7 protein-coding genes are annotated in these 9428 nt (G+C 63.3%); 3 read left to right on the forward strand and 4 right to left on the reverse strand.

Annotated features, from left to right (window positions below):
* Positions 1-414: 414 nt before the first annotated feature.
* The 3 genes from ACFE6Z_RS15160 to ACFE6Z_RS15170 are packed head-to-tail and all read left to right on the forward strand — an operon-like array spanning position 415 to position 2703.
* Positions 415-843 carry a hypothetical protein gene (locus tag ACFE6Z_RS15160; protein WP_375386535.1) on the forward strand — a complete coding sequence of 143 codons (429 nt, stop codon included), beginning with the start codon at positions 415-417 and terminating at the stop codon, positions 841-843.
* Positions 840-1220, forward strand: a complete 381-nt coding sequence (locus ACFE6Z_RS15165; RefSeq protein WP_375386536.1) for a hypothetical protein — start codon at positions 840-842, stop codon at positions 1218-1220. The genes ACFE6Z_RS15160 and ACFE6Z_RS15165 overlap by 4 nt, the downstream gene beginning before the upstream one ends.
* A 19-nt stretch (positions 1221-1239) precedes the next feature.
* On the forward strand, positions 1240-2703 hold the full coding sequence (locus ACFE6Z_RS15170; RefSeq protein ID WP_375386537.1) for a ThiF family adenylyltransferase: 1464 nt from the start codon (positions 1240-1242) through the stop codon (positions 2701-2703).
* Positions 2704-2764: 61 nt separating this feature from the next.
* Here ACFE6Z_RS15170 and ACFE6Z_RS15175 read toward each other — a convergent pair whose 3' ends face one another.
* The 4 genes from ACFE6Z_RS15175 to ACFE6Z_RS15190 form a co-directional block, all read right to left on the reverse strand.
* Positions 2765-2974 carry a helix-turn-helix domain-containing protein gene (locus ACFE6Z_RS15175; protein ID WP_375386538.1) on the reverse strand — a complete coding sequence of 70 codons (210 nt, stop codon included), beginning with the start codon at positions 2972-2974 and terminating at the stop codon, positions 2765-2767.
* On the reverse strand, positions 2971-6105 hold the full coding sequence (locus ACFE6Z_RS15180; RefSeq protein ID WP_375386539.1) for a type I restriction endonuclease subunit R: 3135 nt from the start codon (positions 6103-6105) through the stop codon (positions 2971-2973). The genes ACFE6Z_RS15175 and ACFE6Z_RS15180 overlap by 4 nt, the downstream gene beginning before the upstream one ends.
* Positions 6102-7199, reverse strand: coding sequence for a hypothetical protein (locus ACFE6Z_RS15185; RefSeq protein ID WP_375386540.1), 1098 nt, complete (start codon positions 7197-7199; stop codon positions 6102-6104). The genes ACFE6Z_RS15180 and ACFE6Z_RS15185 overlap by 4 nt, the downstream gene beginning before the upstream one ends.
* Positions 7200-7279: 80 nt before the next feature.
* On the reverse strand, positions 7280-9217 hold the full coding sequence (locus ACFE6Z_RS15190; protein WP_375386541.1) for an N-6 DNA methylase: 1938 nt from the start codon (positions 9215-9217) through the stop codon (positions 7280-7282).
* Between the last annotated feature and the right edge of the window lie 211 nt (positions 9218-9428).

A 9428-nucleotide genomic window follows, 5' to 3' on the forward strand; every position in this document is an offset into this window, starting at 1 on the left:
CCGCGGAGTAGTCGAGCGCCGACGCTCCACCAGCGATGATGCGTGGAACTCCGGCTTGGTTCAGTGGCCGCGCGTGCATGTCTACCTCCTGAATCGAGAGAGCTAGCTTTCCTGCTCGGATCTCCATTTGGACACTCCGGAATTGGGCGAGATCGCCGAGACGTGGTGCTTGCGCTACGAGGCTGAGGAGGTCCTCGGCTGCCTCGACCTGGCCGCGCGTTGCGACGCGTAGGCGCGCGGTGGATGTGCAGCAGCTCTCCAGCTGAGGATCAGACCATGCGAGCAGCAAGCTTTACCTCTTTGGTAAATGGATATCATGTAGTGTGGGATTTACCCGACAGGTACATGCTATCCGCTCTCAACCGGAGACCGGGAGCAACACACTATTCGCTCACCAGAGGAAGGAGGGTCATCATGACCCCCAATGCCCCCGTCAAGCTCACGATCGCAATCGACGACAAGGCTTACGACACCTTCGACGAGGACCAGACCGCTGCGGCGCTGTTGCGCTTGGCGAGCCGCGACCCAAAGCTCTTCGATCTGTTCTTCGTCAAGAAGAACGGCGTCGAAGAGAAGGTCAAGGACGGCCAGATCATCAATCTCAAGGATGGAGAGCGGTTCCGCTCGCGCCAGCACGTCCGCTTCACCATCGACGGCGAGCCGTTGCGCACGTACGACGAGGACCAGACTGCGGCCGACTTGCTGCGCCTCGCAGGTGTCGACCCGGCCGGCTACGACCTCGCCCGCGTCGGCGCTCCGGCATCGTTCCCGGACGACGAGATCGTGATCATCATCGACGGTGACGAGTTCGTCACCGCCAAGCACGTCGGCGGTGTCGCGTGAACGATACGCAGGACTTGCCCGAGGCGGCCCGGCGGTTCATCGATGACATGGCTGCCGCGGGCGCCCCAGCCAGGGTTGACGGTCCCAGGATCCTCTACGACGTCACGCCTGTGAACGGCGTCTTTGCTGGCAAGACTGTTGCCACCGGCGTCAGTCTCATCGAGGTACAGAGCTGGCCGGCGGTGCCGCCGCACTGGATCCACCTGCCCGAGAACGTGCACTTCGAGCAGACCAATATCGACAGCACCGACTGCGCAGCCGGGTTCGTGCGTCACTCCCGCGACTACAGCTACACGGACGCCTCGATCTCGCCCGCTCGCGCGTGGCTGAGCCACGTCCGCGGCTTCGTCTCCATCGCCGTCGCTGGGGACGCCTGATATGCGGTACTCGGTCGCCATGACAGGTGAGGCCGAAGCAGCGATGCGGGATCACCTCATTCGTGATGACGGGCAGGAGGACGTGCTCATCGCCACGTACGTTCTCTCCACAGGTCTAGAGCGGACCACCGCCCTCATCCGGTCCGTCATCGTTCCCCTAGAAGGGGAGCGTCATGTGCACGGCAACGCCTCGTTCACGAGCGGCTACGTGCTCCGCGCGGCGAGTGAAGCACGCGCGGCCGGCCACGGACTCGTGCTCCTGCACTCCCACCCAGGCGCCAAAGGCTGGCAGCAGCTCTCCAGGATGGACTGGGAGACCGAGTCCGAGTACGAGCGCGTCGCCCGGACAGCGACCAAGAAGCCCCTGCTCGGCATGACCCTTGGCGGCCACGACACCGCTTGGTCGGCACGCTTCTGGTTCAGCCGCGAAGCACCGACCTGGGCCGAGTCGGTCCGTTCAGTCGCTTCCACTCTCCACGTCACTTGGAACGATGACCTCCGTGCTGTACCGCGCGTCACGTCGTCCCAGGAGCGCACCGTCTCCTCCTGGGGCGAACGCGCCCAAGGCTCGATGGCGCGGCTCCGCGTCCTCGTCGTCGGAAGCGGCAGCGTGGGTCTGGACGTCGTTCAACGTCTGGCGGCGACCGGTCTGGTCACGATCGGTGTAATGGACTACGACGGGGTCGAGCCGCGCAACCTCGATCGCATGATCGGCGCTACCCGGCTCGACGCGGCTCTCGGGCGGTCCAAGGTTGATGTCGCATCACGGCTGATGAAGGCTGCCGCGACGGCTCGCGCGATCGATATCCGTCGCCACGAGGTCAGCATCACCGACCCTGAGGGGGTGAGGATCGCCCTGGACTACGACGTGATCTTCTCGTGCGTCGATCGTCCGTGGCCGCGGGCTGTACTGAACGGTATCGCCTACGCTGACCTCATCCCCGTCATCGATGGAGGGATCGCGCTCGACACGTTCAGGGACGGTCGCATGCGCAACGGGATCTGGCGGGCCCATACCCTCGTCCCCGGCCGACCCTGTATGGGGTGCATCGGGCAACTCGTTGCCGGTGACGTGGCCCTTGACAAACTCGGACACCTCGATGACCCCGCGTACATCCAGGGCGCGAACCGTGAGGTTCCGTCGCGTCAGAATGTTGCGGCGCTATCGGCGAGCGTCAGTAGTGCACTCCTGGCGCAGTTCGTCAGCCTGATCGCCCACCCGGGTCGCCGAGGCGTTCCCGCGCCGCTTCGCTACATCTTGTCCAGCCACACCCTCGAACACAGCACCGCAGCTTCCGGCCCATACTGTCCCTACGAGAACGCCATGACGGTGGGTGATCGGCGTACGCCCATCGCGGAGCGTCGCGATGACTGGCGGACCACCGTCGCCGCTCGTGCCGCGACGAAGCACTCGCTGCGTCTCCGCGCCGCCGCTTGGGTCGAGAATCTGGCACAGCACGCTATCGATCGCTTGGTCGGGTAGGGGATGCCGGCAGATCGTGCGCTGAGAGTCGGCCTTGCCGAGCGACGGCGGCAGGGCGGGGTCAGCCGCGATCTTTAAGTTCTAGCGTCAATCCCAGGGCTCGCGAAAGCTTGGCGATTGTCGCGGTCGTGACGTCGTTATTCGCCTCGACTCGCGCGACTGTTGGGCGGGACACGCCTGCTTTCTCGCCGAGTTCCGACTGGGACCAGCCACGCCTCTTGCGCGCATCGCGGATGACCTCACCGAAGCCGGCGCGGTCCGCATCGTTCATGCTTCTGCCGCCGTCGCTGGCTCGTCGCCTTGACTTGGCCGGTGCTCAGCGTGCAGAGCGTCCGCGGCGATCTCGGTGATCTGCCCCAGGAACGCGGGGTCGGTCATGTAGGACTGGATCTCTTGCGACTCGCTGACCGTCTTGAGGACGGCGAGGCCCACGGCGCCACTGAAGCCCTCGGACGCTTTGAGCTGTGCGATCGTGTTGTGCTTCGCCATCGCTACGGCTTCCTCGTTCGCGTCTAGGAAACCCCAGAAGGTCGTGATGAACCCGGACACGCTCTCAGGACTGACCTCCACCCCCTTGGCCTGAAACAATTCGTTGACGCGATCGATTGCCTCATCCAGTGGCCCACGGACTGGGGCCGCTGGACCACCCCGTGGCTCTCCTTCGAAGACAGGCATCGGGATCGCGCCGGTAGCCCCCTCACTCAGTGAGTAGTCCTGGTTGATGGCAGACGGAACGAGCTTTACACCCGAGAGCTGCACGCCCTCTAGGTAGCTGTCGTCGCAGTCGCCTCCATCTGTGTGGAGATTGCGGCCGAGCAACGTTGCGAGTATTGCCCGCCGGTGTAGGAGCGGATCCTGGTAGTCGACGATCTGGCTGAGGAACTGCCAGGCGTTGCGGTAGCTGAGGACGTCAGACCGGAATCTATCGAGTTGATCTAGCTTCGCCTTGTCCTTCGCGAGCTTCGCTTGCAGCCACTGTCCGTTCCACTGGTTCTTGATTGGAGAGAGAACCTTCGCGATCGCTTCTCCACCAGCTTCGGTCAGGTATGCGTCCGCGACGGCGTCAAGTTCGTCGTAGTCGTAAAGGCCAGCAGTGTCGAGCCGTTCGCCGATTGTGTAGATCGAGTTGGGATCTATGTCACCGTCTACGTGAGCGTCTGAGTAGTACAGCTTGAAGTCCGCCTCGATGCTCGCGGGAGAGTTGCGGAAGTCGACCACCATCGGCGACGTCTTGCCGGGGTAGATGCGGTTCAGTCGCGAGAGAGTTTGCACCGTTGCGATGCTTGAGAGGGATTTGTCGACGTACATCGCCATCAACCTGGGCTCGTCGAATCCAGTCTGGAACTTGTTCGCAACGATGAGAACCTTATAGATACCCTCTTCGCGGAAGGCCCTCGCCACATCGCTGCGGTTGTTGAGCGAGACCTCGGTGACGGTGTCACCGGCGCCGTCCGAGAGTGAGCCCGAGAACGCCACCAGAGTGTGCAAGTCGTCGTAGCCCTGAGCGGCAATGTACTCGTCCATCTTCTTGGACCAGCCGTAAGCTTCCATCCTGCTGCCTGTGACGACCATGGCCTTCGCCTCGCCGCTGAGCATGTGCATCACGTTGCGTCGGAAATGCTCCACCACGACGCGCACCTTCTGTGCGATGGCCGTCGGATGCAACCGCGCGTACCGGACGATGTTGGACACTGCTTCGCTCGTATTCACGCGATACTCGCTCTCTGGATGCTGAGAATCGAGCGTGTTCTTTACGCGAAGAAACATGTCGTACGTGGAGTAGTTCTGAAGGACGTCGAGGATGAATCCTTCCTCGATCGCCTGCGCCATCGTGTAGGTGTCGAAGGCTTCCCAGCGACCCTCGCGGTCGGTGCCGAATAGGCGCAGCGTCTTTGCCTTCGGTGTTGCCGTGAGCGCGATGAAGGTGATGTTGCTCGACGAAGCGATTGCGGAGTCCTTCGCCCGCAGCAGGTCGTCGGCGCTCAGCTCCGTGTCGATGTCGTCCTCGTCAAACTCGGGCCCGACGTCAGCGAGGAGTTCCTTGAGCCGACGGGCCGCGGAGCCCGACTGGGATGAGTGGGCCTCGTCAGCCACAACTGCCCAGCGCCTTCCGCGCAGCTCCTTCGTGTCCTCGATGAGCTTCATCACCTCTGGGAAGGTCTGAAGGGTGCAGGTGATGATGTGGTCACCCTCGAGAAGCGCCTTCTTGAGCTGCGGCGACTTCGCGCCGGACTTCTCGCCGACCGTGACGACGAGCCCCTTGCTCGACTGGACGAGGTTCATGTCCTCGCGGATGTTCTCGTCGAGCACCGTCCGGTCAGTCACGACGATGACCGAGTCGAACGTCGATTGCAATTCGGCGTTCATGTGCCGGATGAGGCGGTGGCTCAGCCACGCGATTGTCTTCGTCTTGCCCGAACCGGCGGAGTGCCAGATGAGGTAGCGCTTGCCGGTGCCGTTCGCTTCGATGTCAGATACCACCCGCTCCACCGCGCGGAGCTGGTGGAACCGAGGAAAGACGAGTCGGCCATCCTTGCTCCCGGCTTTGCTCGGCTCGAACAGCGCGAAGTCTTTTACTATGCGCATGAACGTCGGTCGAGCGAGGATCTCGCGCCACAGGTAGTTGGTTGACGATCCCGTGCTCGACGGCGGATTGCCCTCGTGTCCGTTGTCACCCTGATTGAAGGGCAGGAATATCGTCTCTGCTCCCTGCAGCTTGGTCGTCATGTAGACAAGATCGTTCGAGACGGCGAAGTGCACTAGCGCGCGCCCAGGGGCAAGCAACGGTCGGCTCTTCCCGGGCTTACGGTCCTCCTTATACTGGCGGATCGCGTGGTTGACCGTCTGCGTATTGTCGGTCTTTAGCTCGAGCGTAATGATCGGCAGGCCGTTGGCCAGGAGCACGACGTCGATGCTCTCGTTCGTCTTCGTGTCGAAGCGGACCTGGCGCAGTACCCGTAGCCGCACAGCCGCGGCCGCCTCGACGACCTCGGTCAGTTCCGGATTGGCCGGAGGAAACGCCATCATCGGCCCGAACTTCGCCGTGGGACGGCCAATCTGCGCGTAGGAAAAGCCCTTGCGCAGCACGCCCAGGAGTCCCCCGACTGGATGCCCGGTTGTCGGGTCCATCCGCGTCGTCTTGGCCAGCTCCTTGGTGACGTGGTCGAGCAGCTTGCGTTCCGCGTCGGTACGTTGCTCGCCGACGAGGTCGCTGGGGACGGCCTTCTCGTATTCGTCCGGGTACTGCGTCGCCAGCCAGTGCAGTGCGTCGTCCGGCACCATCGCCAGGCCGATGTCCCACGCCGTCGGCTTCCCGCCGTCGTCGTACAGCCAGCCCCGCTCCGCCAACTCGGAGCAGAGGTTGTTCTCGAACTCGAGCTCCATCAGCTGCGCGTGGCTCATGCGACTTCCTTCTTGCCCGTGACGACGTCGGTGATGAGCGCGGCGCGGCGCTCGAGCAGCAGCGACTTGAGATCGGCGACCTTCGCCAGCATCGCATCGACGCGCATGGTCGCCCCGTCGAGCTCGTCGGCGATCCTGATCTGCTCGTCGAGGGGCGGCAGCGGGACCGAAGTCGCGTCCAGCACCGTCTTCGTCACGCGCTGGGCGTTTGGGCGCACCCCGGTCGCGATCGCGGCGAAGTAGTCGATGTACCGCGAGCTCCGGAAGAGATGGTGGACGTAGCGGGGCTCGAAGTGGTCCGAGATCCAAAACGCCTTGTAGTCCGGGCTGATGTACCCGGTGAGGGACGAGACGCCCAGGCCGCCGTGGTTGAGCCACATCATGTTCGCCGCGAGCTGGCCTGGCCGCACCACCCGGTACTTCGAGACATCGAGGGACGCCTGCTGGCCCTCCGTGCGGGTGTTCAGCTCCACGCCCCGGTACTCGGAGATCGAGAGCAGCGGACCGGGTGGGTCATCCCCGTTCCGCTCGGTGCTCTCCGTGAAGTCGTACCCGAACTTAGTGCGATCCCAGTGCTCGGGGATGCCGGACAGCGGCGAGTGTGCATCGGCAGCGATGTAGCGCTGTCCTGCTGCGAGACCGAAGACGGCCCTGGTCTGGACGCTCCCGACGCGAGCTCGCAGCGCCCCGCCCAGCCGCTCCATCCTGGCGAGCACTGCGTCGATTTCGCTGGTCGCGAGGTCAAGGTAGCGCGCGATTTTCCGCTGTGTGGATTGCGTGAATTGAACCACCGGATACTCGCGCAGGCTCATCCATTCTGCGCGAGGCATCTTCGTGCCCTTGGACGCCGCCTCGGCAAAACGAACGAAGTTACGGCTCCCCACGACGTACTTCAGGTACTTCGGGTCGGTTCCATCATCAGGCCTGTAGACGTGGATATCTCCACCGGCGGTGCCAGCCCGATCTGCAAGCCAGTACTTGGCGAGGTATGGGCGCAGCTTGCCGAAGAGAATGTCGCCCGGCTCGAACGGGGTGCCCTTTGCGCCGTATGCCGAAAGGTCGCCCTCAACGAGCTGACCTGTCTCGGAGACCATGTCCTCCAAGGAAACCTGGAACCTACCCGGCTCCTCAGTGGCAGAGACGAGTGATGCGTTCGACCAGAACGGTGCCGTTGTCAATCTGTCGTCACCGCCCTGAACATGTCTGCGAGCTCGCCCATCAATTGCTGGACCTCGGAGTCGATCTCAGTCAGCGGGCGCGGCTCTTCGGGAACGTAGAAGATCCGGGTGAACGGGATGTCGATGCCGTGCTTGGCCTTGCTCTCGTCCCACTGCGCATCGGGCGCATACGGCAGCACCTCGCGTTCCATATGTTCGGCCAGGTTCTCGCTCAAAGGAACGCGCTCCGTGAGCTTCCAGCCCGACACGATCACGGGCTTGCCCTTCCGGTCGACGGCAAGCGGCGCGGTGTCATCAGGTGAGGCCATCGCCTTCATGACCGCATCGACCAGCCCCAACGGAGCCTTCAGCCCAGCGGCTTTCGCGGCGAGCGGAAACGACCTCGGCAGGTCGTTCCACGCAGAGCCGTCGAGAGCGCGCATGACCTCTTCGTGCCCTTCGGCGAAGTCGCGGCGACCGCGGACCGCCTCCACCGATTCCTCGCTGAAGCGCGTCGCGTACCGTGCCTGCTTGAATACCGGCACGTCGCGGAACATGAAGTCCTCGCGCGTCATCACGCGCGAGATCGTCGGGTCCGCATACTCGAACGCCTTGTAGGCCTCCAACAGCTTCGCGCGGTAGTCCTTGCTCACCTCGCGGCGCTTGTCGCCCATGGGCTTGCGCAGCGAGTCCCACTGTCCGGACCCGTCGATGAGCTGGATCTTGCCCTTGCGCTCCGAGTCCTTGTTCGCGTCCAGGATCCATATATACGTCGCGATGCCGGTGCCGTAGAACATGCTCGTCGGCAGAGCGATAATCGCGTCGATGAGGTCATCTTCGAGGAGCCACTGGCGGATTGAGTTCGGCCCATTGTCGCTGTTGAACAGCGGCGACTGGTTCGAGACCACCGCGGCGCGGCCGCCCTGGCCATTCTTGCCGGCAGGACTTAGCTTTGAGGCGCAGTGAGCCAAGAAAAGCATCTGGCCGTCAGACGTGCCTGGCAGGCCATGGCTGAAGCGTGAGCCATCGGACTTGGCCTGCTCGCGCACCGACGCTTCCTCGACCTCCCAGTCGATGCCGAACGGAGGATTTGAGAGCACATAGTCGAAGGTCTGGCCGTCGTAGAGATCCTCGACGAGCGTGTTGCCCTGTTTGATCGCGTCGGGTCGACCGCCCTGGATCAGCAGATCCGCCTTGCCGAGCGCGAACGCCGATGGCATGAGCTCCTGGCCGTAGAGCGTGACGTCGACTTTCTCGTTGGTCCGCTTCAGGGCTTCCTGCGCCACGAGCAGCATGCCGCCGGAGCCAGCAGTCGGATCGTACACCGAGCGCGCGGCGTGGTCGGACGCGATGGTGTCGTCGTCGTTGCTGATCAGCACGTCGACCATGAGTCGGATCGCGTCTCGCGGGGTGTAGAAGTTGCCCGCCGCCTTTCCCTTCTTGTTGAAGGCCCGGTACATGACGTCCTCGAAAACGTCGCCCATGCCAGTGTCGCTGAGCTCCTCCGGGCCGAGCGGCAGGGTCGCGAAGTGCTTGACGACGGCGTGAAGGCGGTTGGCGTCGGAGAGGACCTTCGCGCGTCGGTTGAAGTCGAACGAGACCCAGATGTCGGCGATGTTGTTCGAGAATCCGTCGATGTAGCTCTTCAGGGACTTATCCACGTTGTCGTCGACCGAGGCGATGGTCGCGAGGTTGAGCGAAGAGACGTTATAGAAGCCCAGGCCAAAGCGGGCCTTGACGGCGATGTCGATGAGGTGCTGGGGCATGCCGGTGAGAGTCTCGACGTACTTGATGACGTCGTCCTTGCTTTCGGCCAGCATGCACTCAAGACGGCGGAGCACCGTGAACGGCAGGATGTAGTCGCCGTAGTCCTCCTCGTCGACGATGTTGCGCAGGTACTTGTCCGCTGTCTCCCAGACGATGCGTGCCGTTGTGCTCCTGGATGTCTCTGCCATGCCCACCCGTCTCGAGTTGTGTCGTGTATCAAGGACTTTACATGCCTTGATGTATCACAAACGTGACATCGATCGGGGCGCGCGGCGCGGGCCACACAGGCAGTCAGGAACCGTGTCCAAAAGCGACCGCCATCGGCTGCGCCCAGAGCCGGCTAACTGTGATGTCCAGGCAGGTTGTTGAGTCTGCTGACGGGTTCGGCTCCGATTGCGG

It is taken from the genome of uncultured Microbacterium sp., from assembly GCF_964244775.1.
GTDB lineage: Bacteria > Actinomycetota > Actinomycetes > Actinomycetales > Microbacteriaceae > Microbacterium.